The organism is Spongiimicrobium salis, assembly GCF_043678055.1.
Taxonomy (GTDB): Bacteria; Bacteroidota; Bacteroidia; order Flavobacteriales; family Flavobacteriaceae; genus Spongiimicrobium; species Spongiimicrobium salis.
On record NZ_JBHEQA010000003.1, the window covers coordinates 105,579 to 121,564 of the forward strand.

12 protein-coding genes are annotated in these 15,986 nt (G+C 39.6%); 5 read left to right on the top strand and 7 right to left on the bottom strand.

Features of this window, described 5'->3' with window-relative positions; all coding sequences use genetic code 11:
- Positions 1–38: 38 nt before the first annotated feature.
- Complete coding sequence (rpsA, locus tag ACEXOE_RS15330) at positions 39–1,886, bottom strand: 30S ribosomal protein S1 (RefSeq protein WP_394749715.1); 1,848 nt, start codon at positions 1,884–1,886, stop codon at positions 39–41.
- 325 nt (positions 1,887–2,211) lie between these two features.
- Between rpsA and ACEXOE_RS15335 the strand changes: the two genes are divergently transcribed.
- Positions 2,212–2,592, top strand: coding sequence for a LysM peptidoglycan-binding domain-containing protein (locus ACEXOE_RS15335; protein ID WP_394749716.1), 381 nt, complete (start codon positions 2,212–2,214; stop codon positions 2,590–2,592).
- Positions 2,593–2,642: 50 nt separating this feature from the next.
- On the opposite strand, the gene cmk is transcribed toward ACEXOE_RS15335, so the two are convergent.
- On the bottom strand, positions 2,643–3,335 hold the full coding sequence (gene cmk / locus ACEXOE_RS15340) for a (d)CMP kinase (RefSeq protein ID WP_394749717.1): 693 nt from the start codon (positions 3,333–3,335) through the stop codon (positions 2,643–2,645).
- A gap of 163 nt (positions 3,336–3,498) precedes the next feature.
- Positions 3,499–5,952, bottom strand: a complete 2,454-nt coding sequence (lon, locus tag ACEXOE_RS15345; RefSeq protein ID WP_394750086.1) for an endopeptidase La — start codon at positions 5,950–5,952, stop codon at positions 3,499–3,501.
- 220 nt (positions 5,953–6,172) lie between these two features.
- Here lon and ACEXOE_RS15350 point away from each other — a divergent pair, with 220 nt between their 5' ends.
- From ACEXOE_RS15350 to ACEXOE_RS15365, 4 genes are all read left to right on the top strand, one after another.
- Entirely contained in the window at positions 6,173–6,724 is a 552-nt protein-coding gene (locus ACEXOE_RS15350) for an RNA polymerase sigma factor (protein ID WP_394749718.1), read from the top strand.
- Positions 6,725–6,726: 2 nt separating this feature from the next.
- Positions 6,727–7,290, top strand: a complete 564-nt coding sequence (locus ACEXOE_RS15355; protein ID WP_394749719.1) for a hypothetical protein — start codon at positions 6,727–6,729, stop codon at positions 7,288–7,290.
- Positions 7,291–7,355: 65 nt separating this feature from the next.
- Positions 7,356–8,444, top strand: coding sequence for a DUF4097 family beta strand repeat-containing protein (locus ACEXOE_RS15360; protein ID WP_394749720.1), 1,089 nt, complete (start codon positions 7,356–7,358; stop codon positions 8,442–8,444).
- Between the two features lie 27 nt (positions 8,445–8,471).
- Positions 8,472–9,203 (top strand): head GIN domain-containing protein, encoded by a 732-nt coding sequence (locus ACEXOE_RS15365; RefSeq protein WP_394749721.1) that lies wholly within the window; start codon positions 8,472–8,474, stop codon positions 9,201–9,203.
- An 89-nt stretch (positions 9,204–9,292) separates the two neighbouring features.
- On the opposite strand, the gene ACEXOE_RS15370 is transcribed toward ACEXOE_RS15365, so the two are convergent.
- The 4 genes from ACEXOE_RS15370 to glgB all read right to left on the bottom strand — a co-directional run bounded on the left by ACEXOE_RS15370 (position 9,293) and on the right by glgB (position 15,937).
- Positions 9,293–10,621 (bottom strand): MFS transporter, encoded by a 1,329-nt coding sequence (locus tag ACEXOE_RS15370; protein WP_394749722.1) that lies wholly within the window; start codon positions 10,619–10,621, stop codon positions 9,293–9,295.
- 72 nt (positions 10,622–10,693) lie between these two features.
- Complete coding sequence (locus tag ACEXOE_RS15375) at positions 10,694–11,503, bottom strand: M48 family metallopeptidase (protein ID WP_394749723.1); 810 nt, start codon at positions 11,501–11,503, stop codon at positions 10,694–10,696.
- Positions 11,504–11,540: 37 nt separating this feature from the next.
- Complete coding sequence (locus ACEXOE_RS15380; protein WP_394749724.1) at positions 11,541–13,940, bottom strand: glycoside hydrolase family 31 protein; 2,400 nt, start codon at positions 13,938–13,940, stop codon at positions 11,541–11,543.
- Between the two features lie 101 nt (positions 13,941–14,041).
- The gene (gene glgB / locus ACEXOE_RS15385; RefSeq protein WP_394749725.1) at positions 14,042–15,937 is read right to left on the bottom strand and encodes a 1,4-alpha-glucan branching protein GlgB; all 1,896 of its coding nucleotides are present in this window, start codon (positions 15,935–15,937) and stop codon (positions 14,042–14,044) included.
- Positions 15,938–15,986: the final 49 nt, after the last annotated feature.

A 15,986-nucleotide genomic window follows, 5' to 3' on the forward strand; every position in this document is an offset into this window, starting at 1 on the left:
TACGATCAGGGCTTTTAAGTATCCATTAAAATGTGAGCTTACTTCTTCTTTGAATCTGCCTCCATTTTATCTTTCAACGCTTGTAAAGCTTCATTGGCATCCCCTAAGGTTGGTTTTGCTTCTTCAGCACTAGCGGCCGCTCTTTTCACAGCTGCTTTTACATTACGTTGCTCTTCTTCTCTAAATATAGCCGTGTGACTAGCAACAACTCTTTTGAATTCTTTATTGAACTCAATAATTCTGAGTTCTGCCTCTTCACCTTTTGCCAATTTCTTACCATCTTCTTTCTCTAAGTGACGTTGCGGTACAAAAGCGGTGATGTCGTCATTGAAATCAATAGTCGCTCCTTTATCAACGATTTCAGTAATCGCTGCTTTGTGCGTAGTTCCCAATGCGAACTCCGTTTCATATTTATCCCAAGGATTTTCGGTAGTCTGTTTGTGACCTAAACTTAGTTTACGTCCATCAACATCCAATTCCAATACTTCAACTTCCAAAGTATCACCTACAGTTACAAACTCAGATGGGTGTTTGATTTTCTTCGTCCAAGAAAGATCGGAAATATAGATCAATCCGTCAATACCTTCTTCCAATTCTACGAATACACCAAAATTGGTAAAGTTTCTAACGATTCCTTTATGTTTAGATCCAACAGGATATTTAGTCGTAATATCAGTCCATGGATCTGGAGTCAATTGCTTGATACCAAGAGACATCTTACGATCTTCTCTATCCAAAGTCAATACAACCGCTTCCACTTGATCGCCAACTTTTACGAAATCCTGTGCAGAACGCAAATGCGTAGACCAAGACATTTCAGAAACGTGAATCAATCCTTCAACACCTTCAACAACTTCAATGAATGCACCGTAATCAGCGATTACAACTACTTTTCCATTTACTTTATCTCCAATTTTGATTTCTTCACTCAATGCTTCCCAAGGATGCTTCTCTAATTGTTTCAATCCTAACTGGATTCTAGACTTGTTATCATCGAAGTCCAAAATAACCACATTTAGTTTCTGATCCAATTCCACCACTTCGTTGGGGTGGTTGATTCTGCTCCAAGAAAGATCGGTAATGTGAACCAAACCATCCACGCCACCAAGATCGATAAAGACACCGTAAGAAGTAATGTTTTTCACAACACCCTCCAATACTTGACCTTTTTCCAATTGACCAATGATCTCTTTCTTTTGTTCTTCGATATCGGCTTCGATCAATGCTTTGTGTGATACCACTACGTTTTTAAACTCATGGTTGATTTTCACCACCTTGAATTCCATGGTCTTTCCAACATACTGATCGTAATCGCGGATAGGCTTCACGTCGATTTGAGATCCTGGCAAGAACGCCTCAATTCCAAATACATCTACGATCATCCCTCCTTTGGTTCTGCATTTTACAAAACCATTGACCACTTCTTCTTTATCATGGGCAGCATTTACTCTATCCCATGCTTTGATCGTTCTCGCTTTTCTATGTGAAAGTACCAATTGTCCGCTCTTGTCTTCACGGATATCGATCAATACTTCTACAGTATCCCCAACTTTTAAATCTGGATTGTAGCGGAATTCATTCAAGGAAATTACTCCTTCAGATTTTGCATTGATGTCGATAATAGCTTCACGGTCTGTGATATAAACCACTTTACCATCCACTACTTCCTCATCTGCAGTATCCACAAAATTCTCGGCTACTAACTTTTCGAACTCCTCTAACTTAGCGTCATCAACACGCTCAATTCCTTGCTCATACTTTTCCCAATTGAAATTTTCTAAAAATTCAGCCGGATCCTGTACGGGAGTTTCTACTTGTTTTGTTTCTGGGGTTGCTTCCGTAGCTGCAGTTTCTTCTACGGGTGCGTTTGTTTTTTCTTCAGCCATTGCTGATTAAATTTGTATTCCAAGGTATTACAAGAGTGAAGCAATAACCGTGGAAGCTGTTATTTTTTATCGTTTACTTAAGTCCTTTTCCTCTTGAATTTTGCTAAAAAGGAGTGCAAAAATACAACTAAATGCCCTGTATTACAACTTTATTCCCCATTTAAACGGAATAATTGCATAAATAATCGCACGATTTCATTTGAAGATAAGGAACTGATACTCAATACTCCCATAGTTTTCGTATAATTTCATAGCATTTAGTGGCAAACCCGTACAATTATTACTATCTTGAACTCACATTTTATTAACCATTAAAACAATAATTATGAGTGTTAAAGCAAAGTACCAAGGTGTTCTAGATCTTGGCCAAGAATTAGGGATTCAGGATGGAAATGTCAGTGAGGAAGGCGGAGTTCTTAAGATAAAAGGCGTGGCGAATACGCCCTATGAGAAGAACCTATTATGGGACAAAATTAAGGAATTAGGTGGCGAAAGTGCCTCTGATATACAAGCCAATATTAGCGTAGCCGATGATTCGGTATACCACAGACATACGGTAAAAGGAGGAGAATCCCTTAGTAAGATAGCGAAACACTACTATGGAGATGCCATGAAATACAAAGCAATTTTCTCTGCCAACACCAATATTTTGAGCAATCCGGATGTCATCCATCCCGATCAGGTTTTGGTGATTCCAAATCCGTAATTTGGGTACAATAACGTAAAGAAAAGGTCCGGTAAAATTCCGGACCTTTTTTATTGTTTTGCTATAATGCGAAGTGCATGATTGTAAATCCGTTCAAATTGTTCCTGCAGTCCCATATCCCCATTGTCAAATTCTATGGCGTCCTCGGCCTTCCGTAAGGGAGAAAATTCCCGATTGGAATCAATATGGTCCCTTGTTTGAACATTCTTTAATACCGCTTCATAAGTCACCTCATCCCCACGATCCAGTAATTCCTTGTACCGCCGTGCTGCCCTAGTCTCCGGAGAAGCTGTCATAAAAATTTTGAATTCTGCATCAGGTAGTACCACTGTTCCAATATCCCGACCATCCATCACCATTCCTTTATCTTTACCCATTTCTTGTTGCAATTGTACCAACTTTATGCGAACTTCTTCAATGGCGGCAACCTTGCTTACATGTCTGGATACTTCTAGGGTGCGTATCTGTTTTTCCACATTTTCCCCATTAAGGTACATTTCGGAATATCCTAAACCATCGTTGTACTGAAATCTTAAATGTATTTGCGGCAGGGAAGTCACCAAAGCATCATAATCCTCCGAAGCATGGCCGATCAGACCATTTCGCATACCAAATAAGGTCACTGCCCGGTACATAGCGCCTGTATCTACATAGATGTAGTTCAATGCTTTTGCCAACTGCTTGGCGATGGTACTTTTTCCCGTAGAGGAATATCCATCAATGGCTATGGTGATTTTTTGCATTGTTCAAAAATAGGTAGAATAGACAGGATAAAAAAGGGGGAAGCTTAAAAAGTGTATGCTAGAAAAATCCATTCTGGCTGTGAATAACAACGAAATGCAATGGGTCTACATTTTAAGTTACCATTGCATTTCTTGGTCACATTTTTATCCCAATTAAGGGTTTTTAAGCAAATTTCTTGGCATTCTTAACCTTCTGATCAAGAACCGCTATTTCTATCACTTCGTGCATTTCTTTAACATAATGGAATTTAAGTCCCTTAAGATAGGCTTCTTTAATTTCCAATACATCTTTTCTGTTCTCTTCACAAAGAATAATCTCTTTAATTTTAGCGCGTTTCGCAGCCAAGATCTTCTCTTTGATACCACCAACCGGCAATACTTTGCCTCTTAGGGTGATTTCTCCGGTCATGGCTAGGCTCTTTTTCACTTTTCGTTGGGTGAATAACGAAATTAAAGAAGTTAACATAGTTACTCCAGCACTCGGCCCATCTTTGGGCGTTGCACCCTCAGGAACATGAATATGTACATTATGCGTATCAAAAATGCTAGTGTCCAATCCAAAATTAGAAGCATTGGATTTAATATATTCCATGGCTATGGTAGCCGATTCCTTCATTACTTTTCCAAGGTTTCCCGTGATGCTCAAAGCTCCTTTACCCTTGGACAATATAGATTCAATAAAAAGAATATCCCCTCCAACACTGGTCCAAGCCAAGCCCGTGACCACTCCTGCCACGTCATTATTTTCATACTTATCGCGCTCCAAACGTGCTGGTCCCAGTACCTTTTCAACATCCTCATTGGTCACGCTAATATTATAGTCTTCCTCCATGGCAATGGATTTTGCCGCATGACGTACCATCTTGGCCACCTGTTTTTCCAAGGAACGTACACCCGATTCCCTGGTATAACCTTCCACAATTTTTTCTAGCTGGCGTTTGCCTATTTTTAAATCCTTAGTACTAAGTCCATGTTCTTTTAATTGCTTGGACAACAAATGTCGCTTAGCAATCTCCACTTTCTCCTCAATAGTATATCCGGAAACATTGATCATCTCCATGCGATCTCGCAATGCCGGTTGTATGGTAGAAAGATTATTGGCGGTAGCAATGAACATCACTTTGGAAAGATCATACCCCATTTCCAGGAAATTATCATGAAATTCACTGTTTTGTTCAGGATCCAAGACTTCCAACATCGCTGATGAAGGGTCTCCTTGATGACTATTCGATAATTTATCGATTTCATCTAAAATAAATACTGGATTTGATTTTCCCGCTTTTTTCAAGCTTTGTACAATACGGCCGGGCATGGCACCAATATAGGTTTTACGATGCCCTCTAATCTCTGCTTCATCCCGAAGTCCTCCTAAAGACATGCGCACATACTCTCTTCCGAGCGCTTCTGCAATAGATTTACCTAAAGATGTTTTTCCTACACCTGGAGGTCCATATAAGCATAGAATAGGAGATTTCATATCGTTTCTAAGCTTTAAGACCGCCAAATATTCTATAATCCTTCTCTTTACATCTTCCAGACCGTAGTGATCCCTGTCCAATATTTTTTGAGCCTGATGAAGATCAAATTTATCCTTTGAAAATTCGTTCCAAGGAAGGTCCAAAAATAAGTCCAGGTAATTCCGTTGAATGGAATATTCTGCCACTTGGGGATTCATACGCTGCATTTTAGATAATTCCTTGTCAAAATGCTCCCCTACCTTCTTATCCCATTTTTTCGTCTTGGCGCGTTTACGCATTTCATCCAATTCCTCATCGTAGGAAACCCCTCCCAGCTCTTCTTGAATGGTCTTCATTTGCTGATGCAGGAAATATTCGCGTTGTTGCTGGTCCATATCATTGCGGACCTTGGATTGAATATCATTCTTTAGTTCCAACTTTTGAAGCTCCACATTCATATACTTCAGTGTAGTCAGCGCACGCTCCTGAAGGCTACCAATTTCCAAGAGTTCCTGTTTTTCTGCAACCCCTAGATTAAGGTTGGAAGAGACAAAATTGATCAAAAAGGAATTACTTTCAATATTTTTGATTGCAAAAGAAGCTTCACTGGGAATATTGGGATTGTCCTTTATGATCTTTAAGGACAACTCTTTGATCGAATCGATGATGGCCCTAAACTCTTCGCTCTTCCGATCTGGCCTCAATTCCTTAGTTTCACTCACCCTCGCTGTGATATACGGTTTTTGATCTAATACTTCGGCGATTTCAAAACGCTTTTTCCCTTGAATGATCACCGTAGTATTCCCATCGGGCATCTGTAAAACCCTCAAAATTCTTGCAACGGTTCCAATGGTGTTGATATCCTTGACACCAGGATTCTCTGTTTCCGCATCCTTTTGTGAAACTACTCCGATTACTTTGGAACCATTATTCGCATCTTTGATTAAATTAATGGATTTATCCCTTCCTGCTGTAATGGGTATCACTACACCTGGAAATAAAACCGTATTTCTCAAAGGGAGAATAGCAAGTGTCTCCGGCAAGCTTTCATTGTTCATTTCCTCTTCATCTTCAGGCGTCATCAATGGAATCAATTCAGCATCCTCATCTATTCCCTGTAGAGACATGTTGTCAAAATTTGAAAATTTGGAATTTCCCATAGTTATATAATCGGTCATTCTGTCATTACCTGACAAAAAGATTTCTTTTTTAAAATTACACATAAACCTTTCTCAAGGCCTTATATCTGGTGAAAACCAAGCTTTCACCGCACTTATCTCCCTTTATAAAACAATTCTTATGCCAACAAATGAAAAAAAAATCTTAAAAAAGTGTAACAATGCGTAACTTGATTTATCTCTAATACAAATCATCCACTTTTTGAGCCACAAAAAAGAACATATTGATGTTTTACTGCAATTGTGTTTAGAACAAAAACAAAGTGCGCAATTGGAAGTTTACAACCGTTATTACAAAGCTATGTACAATACAGCTTTTAGGATTGTAAAGAACAGCGCCGAAGCTGAAGATGTCATGCAGGAATCGTTTTTAAACGCGTTTACGAAACTGCACACATTTAAAGGAGAGGTCACTTTTGGAGCCTGGCTAAAAAGGATTGTAGTAAACAACAGTATATATCATTACAGAAAACAACAAAAACAAAACGAAGTTGATTTAGATGATATTATGTACAAGGTCGAAGATAATGATGGAATTACCTCTGATCATGTGTTTACAGAACTAAAGGCTCAAAAAGTGATGGAGACCATGAAACAACTGAAAGATAATTACAGAGTTTCTTTGACCTTACATTTAATTGAAGGATATGACTATGAAGAAATAAGTACTATTATGAATATGAGCTATGCGAATTGTAGAACTACAATTTCCAGAGCCAAAGAAAGTTTACGAAAAAAAATACAATTTGCTTAATCATGGAAAAAGATGAATTTGAAAATCTGTTTGCTTCTCTGCACGGGACCTTCGATACGGAAGAGCCAGAGCAAGGACATCAGGCCAGGTTTTTAGAAAAATTGGAAGCTTCAACCAAAGTGGTAACGCTTCAACAAAAGAAGAGAAGTTGGTGGAAGCCCTTATCTATTGCCGCTGCTGTAGTTCTTTTGGTCAGTATTGGCTTTACCGCCTATACTGCTGAAGTCCCCACCAATGAACAGGTGGCCGAGATTTCTCCGGAAGTCTCCAAGACGGAGTTTTATTTTGCCAACCTCATTGAGGACCAAATACAAAAATTGGAGATGGAAAGCACTCCTGAAACAAAGCATATTATAGATGATGCCATGTTGCAATTGAAAAAATTGGAAAAGGACTATGATATGTTGGAACAGGATTTATTAAATGGGGGGAGCAGCAAACTTATTTTAAGTGCCATGATTACCAATTTTCAAATTAGAATAGATCTATTACAGGATGTTTTACAACAAATAGAATCCATTAAAGCTTTAGATCTTAATAGTGAAATGAGCCAAAACACTATTTAACAGCTAACAAATACCAGTGTAGACCGCTAAAAAAAATTTCATTAGAATTATTAAAGAACAAAACAATGAGTACAACAGTTTTTAAATATACCATACTGCTTTTTTTACTGCCCATAACCCTTATCGCAGGAAATGGAACCTTAAAGGGAAAGTATAAAAAGGAAAAGACCATAAAAAAAGAATTCAACGTTGCCGCTGATGCCCTTTTAAAGGTGAAAAACCGATATGGGAATCTAAATATCACCTCCTGGAACGAAAACCGGGTAGTAATTGAAGTCCATATCAAAACCAGTGGTAATAAGGAAGAGAAAGTCCAGGAACGTTTGAATGAAATCACTGTAAACTTTGAGAACAGCAATACGCTGGTAGATGCAAGAACAATGTTCAAAAAATCGAGCAATAGAGGATGGGGATGGGATCGCGGCAAACGAAATGTCAGCGTACAAGTAAATTACACCATAAAACTTCCAGTAAAAAACAGTGTGCATTTAAGCAATGACTATGGGAATATCTATCTCGATCGAATTGATGGACATGCGAAAATCAATTGTGACTATGGAAGATTGGATATTGGAGAATTGCGCGGTCGTAACAATCAACTTAATTTTGACTACACCTCCAAATCTACTATAGACTTCATTGAAAGTGGTAAAATCACGGCCGACTATTCTGGTTTTACCATAGCAAAAGCAGGAGATTTGGAAATCAATGCCGATTACACCAATTCTACCGTTGAGGAAATGGAAAATCTGGATTATACAGCTGATTATGGTAAAATCGTTATTGGAGAGGCCAATAATGTGAAAGGAAATGGAGATTATATCAATGTAAAATTAGGAATTATCCATGGCAATGTACAGGCTTCTGCGGATTATGGATCTATTAGGATAGATCGAATGGCCTCAGATGCGGGGAATATAGATATCCGAACGGATTATACCGGAATTAAAATTGGCTATGCGTCGGACTATTATTTTGATTTTGAAATTGAAACGGAGTATGCCGGTGTCAGCGGTAAAGACGATTTTGAAGTCAATATCAGTAAAGTAAAATCAAGCGAAAAATATTATAAAGGATATTACGGAAAAGCCAACAGTGGCAACCGCATCTTCATCAATAGTGAATATGGAGGAATATCATTTTTCAAAAATTAAATTCATCAACTTAATAAACACATAATCATGAAAAATTTAGCATTACTTAGTTTTATCGTATTGTTTACAGCTTCTTGTACAGCACAATGGGGCAAAAAAATCAAAGGAAATGGGAACGTTGTTACCATAGAGCGTTCTGTCGGAGATTACAATTCTGTAGCCGTATCTGGATGGTTCGATGTTATTCTTGTAGACGGGAATGAAGGAGAATTGAGCTTAAAAGGGGAAGAAAACCTGTTGGAACATATAAAAACCGAAGTCAAAAATGGAAAGCTGGTCATTAAAGTAAAGAAAGGCGTCAACCTAAGACCTTCTTCATGGAAGAGTGGCAATGGCATCTATATTACGGTTCCCGTAGAACAAATTGATGGGGTATCCTTATCCGGTTCCGGGGATATTGTTGGGAAAACCATGTTGAAATCCGATACCTTTAAAACGGCCATGTCCGGTTCCGGGGATATTACACTTAGCGTCTCGGCCCAATCCATTTCTGCCTCCATGTCAGGATCTGGAGATATTCGATTGGATGGTAAAACTACCGATTTCGATGTATCCATTTCTGGTTCCGGAGATATCAAAGCTTATGATTTGAGCGCGGATAACGTAAAAGCAAGCATATCTGGATCTGCAGATATTAAGATTACGGCAAACAAATCTATAAAGGCAAGAGTATCTGGGTCAGGAGATATCCGTTATCGAGGAAATCCTGAAAAAATTGATACCAAAACTTCTGGTTCAGGAGATATTTCAAAAGGATAATAAACCAATACCACCATAAATGTAGTACGCCTCGACCAATTTTGGTCGGGGCTTCTTTATTTAAAAACCCCAAGAGATTCGTAGTACTCCTATTCCTCTTGTCTTTGTTTGGGTACTTTTGTTAATAAAAATGCACCAATAAGAAAAAATACCCCTAAGAAAATGGTAGCATTGCGCATGGTGCTGTATTGTGCCACCAAACCATAGATTCCGGTACCAAAGACGATCCCCACTTTTTCAGCAACATCATAGAAGCTAAAAAAGGAAGTGGTATCCTCGGTTTCCGGCAGAAATTTGGAGTAGGTAGAGCGACTTAATGCTTGAATGCCTCCCATGACCAGCCCTACCAATCCTGCCGCAATATAAAAGTCGGTTGGCGTAATCAGAAAAAAGGCATAAATACAAATCAACAACCATAGTACATTGATTACAATCAATGTTCTTACATTTCCATAGGCCCTGGAAGCCCTTGCCGTAATGGTCGCTCCCAGGATAGCAATAACTTGAATGATCAAAATACTGATAATAAGGCCAAAAGTGCGCTTATCATCGGTTCCCCAATTAATTTCTTCTTCTCCAAAATAAGTCGCGATCAGCATAACCGTTTGAACGGCCATACTATATACAAAAAAAGCGATGAGATATCTTTTTAACTGGATCTCATCTCCCAATTGCCGCCATACCAATTTCAATTCCTTAAAACCATTGAGGATTACATTTTTACGATCTCCTTCCTTTTTATTTCCTTTGGGTAAATGATAAAATGTATATTGACTAAAGATGATCCACCAAATTCCCACAGTCAAAAAAGAATATTTCATGGCCTTGATCTCCGCGGCCTCTCCTGCATCACTTTCAATACCAAAAAAGGCAGGCTTCATAACCATGGCCAAATTGATCAAAAGCAATAATACACTACCCGCATAGCCCATAGAAAAGCCTTTGGCACTAATTCGATCCTGTTGCTCTGGAAAAGCCACGTCGGGCAAATACGAATTATTGATGGCGAAACTTACCCAGAAGCCCACTAAACCAAAAAAGTAGCACAGAAGACCAATATAAATATGCTCTAAGGAAAACCAATACAATCCTATGCATGAAACTCCACCTAAATAGCAAAAGAATTTCATGAACATCTTTTTATTGCCAACGTAATCTGCTATACCGGAAACCAGAGGGGTAATAATAGCTATAAAGACAAAGGCAGCCGAAGTAGTATAACTTATCAGAGGGGCTCTTGCAATCATTCCACCAAAGACTTCTACTTCCTCTATTTCCGCCACCCTGAACAATGCCCCATAAAAAATGGGGAAAATGGCAGAAGAAATCACCAGGCTGTATACAGAATTGGCCCAGTCGTAGAATGCCCATGCGTTTAATAATTTATTGCTTCCCTTAACTGCAGTTATTCTTTCCATAATATAATTTCAAAAAAAAAGCTGTTCCAATACAGAACAGCTTCTAAGGTACAATTATTACGTTAGTTTTGATTATTTGAAGGAAGTTACCCCAAATTTTCGGGCTTCTTCTTTTGCAGCTGGTGCCCATTCCGTTAAGTTATTGATACGCGTATCATTGGAAGGATGCGTACTCATAAACTCCGGCGGGGCCTCTCCTCCGCTATTTGCTTTCATACGTTTCCATAATTCTGCTGCTTCATCCGGGTTATATCCGGCTATCGCCATAATCTGTAGGCCAATACGATCTGCTTCCGTTTCATGCCCCCTACTAAAAGGAAGCATCACTCCTACCGTGGTCCCTACGCCATAAGCCTGATTAAACGTATTTACAGCTTTTTGGTCCTTGATCAGAATATTTCCTGCAAGCGCTCCCAATTGTTGTCCATAACTCGCCGTCATACGCTGTGCCCCATGATCGGCCAAAGCGTGAGCCACTTCATGCCCCATTACTACCGCGATACCCGTTTCTGTCTGCGTTATAGGCAAAATACCTGTATAAAAAACAATTTTTCCACCTGGCATACACCAAGCATTGACCGTCTTATCATTCACTAAATTATATTCCCATTGATAATCCTTAAGATATCCGGGATATCCATTGGCCGTTAACCAACGTTCCGCTGCTGATGCAATGCGCTGTCCCACACTAGTTATCATTTTTGCTTCTGCAGTGCCTTTAATCACTTTGTTTTCCCCTAAAAACTGATTGTACTGAGCAAAAGAGGAAGGAAACAACTGGCTATTGGGAAAAGCATTCAGTGTCTTCTTCCCCGTAAAGGGGTTTGTTTTACATGCGGTAACGCCTATAAACAGGGCGCATACCAAAATTATTTTTTTCATAATGATTTGTGTTTTATACCTGTAAATTACAAAAAAATTAATTTCCAATGATATGCAGAGAAGTGAAATCTTTACTAATTTGAATGCTGTTATCCCCATTCAATTTTACATCTTCAAAGGAAATACTTTCATTGTCCAATTGAATACTATCTATCTTAAATGGAAGCCCGTGAAAGTTAAGTTTAAAGGTCTCATAAGGGGTAATATAAGTTCCATTCTTAAATTGTTGTATGATCAATTCCTTTTCCTTTCCGTTCAATTTAAAGTTGCGTAAACTATAGCGTCCTTTCTTATAATCATAACCATCTTGACCATCTTCATAGACTGAAGAATTTTCGGTTCCCATTTTAAAGTATACATCCAAAACCAATTCCTCCAAAGCTACTTCCCCCACATACTGTTGTACAGGGTATTTAGGAATCATGGCTCCTTCTTTGATAAATAAAGGAATCTTATCGATATCAGCAGCGATCCAGCGTTCTTTTCCGCCTTCCACAACTTCTTCTGTCCAAAAATTATACCATCTCCCTCTGGGGATATACATTCTTCTTCCCTGGGCATTGGGTTCTTGTACAGGGCAGACCAAAATCTGTTCCCCAAAAATAAACTCATCCGTTCTAAAATGTGTCTGGGGATCCGTTTGGTCAAAATACACCAAGGATTTCAACATTGGGATACCATCTTCTGCATATTTCCAGAACATCGTATACAAATAGGGCAATAACTGATATCGTATCTCAATGAATTTCCGTACGATATCCGTTACCTCATTGTCAAAAGACCAGGGCTCCTGATCTCCATGATCTCCACTGGAATGCACTCGGCAAAATGGATGGAAGACACCCAATTGAATCCAACGGGCAAATAATTCCCCATTCGGTTGTTCAGCAAAACCACCGATATCCGAACCTACGAAAGAATAGCCGCTCATGCACATGCGTTGCATTTGTACGTTGGCAATCCAAAGATGTTCCCAAGTAGCTACATTATCCCCTGTCCATGTGCAGGCATAGCGCTGTGCTCCCGAAAACGCGGCTCTTGTAATGACAAAAGGTCGTTTGGGATACACATATTTCTTTACCCCTTCATAGGTTGCCCTCACCATTTGCGTCCCGTACACATTATGCGCTTTCCTATGACTACAAGGGTGTCCGTCGTAATCATGACGTACATCCAAAGGAGCCGTCTTAGTGGGCACTTCCATAACGGCCGGTTCATTCATATCGTTCCATACGGCATGTACTCCCGTTTCCGCCATTAATCCCTTATAGAGTCCGGCCCACCATTCCCGTACCTCAGGGTTGGTGAAATCAGGGAAATTACATTCGCCAGGCCATACTTTTCCCTTAAAATAAGGGCCATCCCCACGTTTACAGAAATAATCGTTCTGTATTGCTTCTTGGTATACCCAATATTCTTTGTCTATTTTAATCCCTGGATCGATCATGACCACGGTCTTGAAGCCGTCTTCATTCAAATCCGCAATCATTTGTTTTGGGTCTGGAAAACGATTTTTGTCCCAAGTAAAGCAACGAAACCCATCCATATAATCAATATCCAAATAAATGGCATCGCATGGAATTCTGAGATCACGGAATTTTTGAGCCACTTCTTTGACCCGGCTATCAGGAAAATAGCTCCATTTGGATTGATGATATCCTAAGGCCCACAAGGGTGGTAATTCTGGCTTCCCCGTTAAATCTGTATAATCCCGAACGACTTTTGACATTTCGGGGCCATAGAAGAAATAATAATTCATTTCGCCTCCTTCTGCCCAGAAACTAGTGGTATTTCTGCGTTCATGGGCAAAATCGAAATGCGATCTAAAACTATTATCAAAAAAGATCCCGTAAGAAATGTTCTTATGCAGTCCTATATAAAAAGGGATTGCCTTATAAAGAGGGTCTTGTTCTTTTCCGTAGGCATACTGATCCGTTACCCAATTATTGATTCTTTTTCCTTTGAGATTGGTATGCATGGCTTTATCGCCCATAGCGTAAAAACTTTCCCCGACCTGGGTAAGCTTGCTCATTTTTACGATATTGCCCCCGTAGGTATAGTTTTCTTCCCAATGAAACCCTAGTTCATCCTCATTTAAAATAGTGCCTTCCAAGTCGGAAATTTGCACACGCACTGTCTTTTTATCAACAAGCACCTTCAATTTTGAGGTTTCTATAATGTATTCCGTAGCGGTCTCCTCTACCTCCAAGTGGTTAAAGCCCTTACTGACATCTTCGCTTATGGCATAGGAAAAATCGGGTTCAAAAACGTGCTCGGTCGCATATCGGAATCGCAATACACTATCGCGCAGAATGGTAACTTCCAAAACCACACCGTTTTCCGTAGTAAAACAAACCTTATCGGTATCCCTTTGAATACTGACAATAAGATTAGGGTATAAATTTCCTTTGTATTCCAGTTCCGTATTGGTAATCATGGTGTTTTGGTTTTATTAGCCAACAAAAAAAAGACATTATGTTGTAAAAGTAAAAAGATATGCCCTCCAAATTTCAACTATTGCATTATGCGTAGTTTATCCTATTGAAAAATAACAATACCAAGCGGAGGCAGGCTTACCGTTATGGATTTTTTATGTCCATGCGCAGGAATGGCCTCTATTTTTACCGAACCATTATGCATTCCACTTCCGCCATATTCTATGGCATCACTAGAGAAAATCTCTTTGAGCTTTTTAGTCTTGGGCACTCCTATTCTATAATTTTCCCGGGGTACGGGGGTGAAGTTACAAGCAATAATTAAATCATTTTTCGCATCATGGCCCTTACGGATGTAAGTAAGTACGGAATTTTCATGATCTCCATAATCTATCCATTGAAACCCTTCTGGGCTAAATTGCTTTTCATAAAGAGCTGGATAGGTTTTGTATAAGGTATTTAAAGCTTTTATTAATTCTTGCACGCCCGAATGCACCTCGTATTGCAGTAAATGCCAATCGAGACTTTGTTGGAAATTCCATTCCGAAGACTGACCAAATTCGCCCCCCATGAAAATAAGTTTGGCTCCTGGATGGGTGTACATATAGCCAAAAAGCAAGCGCAGATTCGCAAATCGCTGCCACTCATCGCCCGGCATTCTATACAAGAGCGATTGTTTCCCATAGACCACCTCATCATGCGAAAAGGGAAGCATAAAATTCTCTGTAAACGCATAGGTCATACTAAAAGTAAGATCGTTTTGGTGATGCCTGCGATAAATAGCCTCTTTCTTGAAATATTCCAAGGTGTCGTGCATCCATCCCATCATCCATTTCATGCCAAAACCCAGTCCGCCCAAATCTACGGGACGGGAAACTTTGGAAAATGAAGTAGACTCTTCTGCAATCGTCTGCACCCCCTGAAAACTTTTATATATTTCGGCATTTAACTCCTTAATAAAGGATATGGCTGCCAAATTTTCGTTATTCCCATAAATGTTGGGTTCCCACTCCCCTTCCTCACGGGAGTAATCCAAATATAGCATGGAAGCGACCGCATCTACCCGTAATCCATCCACATGATACTGATCTAGCCAAAAAACGGCATTACTGATCAAAAAAGCCCTTACTTCATTACGTTCATAATTAAAAATTAGGCTTTTCCAATCCGGATGATACCCTTTTCTCCTATCAGGATGTTCATAGAGGGAGCTGCCATCAAAAAATCCCAGTCCATGGGCATCTTCAGGAAAATGTGAGGGCACCCAGTCCAGGATAACCCCAATATCGTGTTGATGAAAAGCGTCGATCAGCTCTTTAAAGTCTTCCGGTTTCCCAAATCTGGAGGTTGGCGCAAAATAACCTGTCAATTGATACCCCCAGGATGGATCATACGGATACTCCATCACGGGCATAAACTCCACATGGGTAAAATTCATTTCTTTTACATAGGCCACAAGATCCTCGGCCAATTCCAAATACGAAAGATAATCCGAATTTTCATTGCGTTTCCATGAACCCAAATGCACTTCATAGACCGCATAAGGTCTATCCAATCCATTTTTCTGGCTACGATACCCCATCCAACTGCCATCCTTCCATTGATAGGGCGCTTTCCAAACTATAGATGCTGTATTTGGAGGCAATTCACATCGTCTGGCAAAAGGATCCGCCTTTTCTGTAATCTGACCGTTATGATGGGAGTGTATCTTGTATTTATATAATGTACCCTGATCAACAGCAGGAATAAAACCTTCCCAGATTCCGCTTTCGTCCCACCGCACATGTAGAGGATGTTCCCCATCTACCCAATGATTAAAGTCCCCAACCACAGAAACCGCCTTTGCGGAAGGGGCCCATACCGCAAAATACGTCCCTTTTACTCCCTGAAGCTCCATAAGATGAGCTCCAAGTTTTTCATAGAGCCGATAATGCTTTCCCGATTTAAAAAGGGCAATATCAAATTCGGAGAACAAACTATGGGATACTACGGTTGGCATGGATATTTTATTTTTTTACAATATTAAACAACTTTGTTTTAAATCTGCG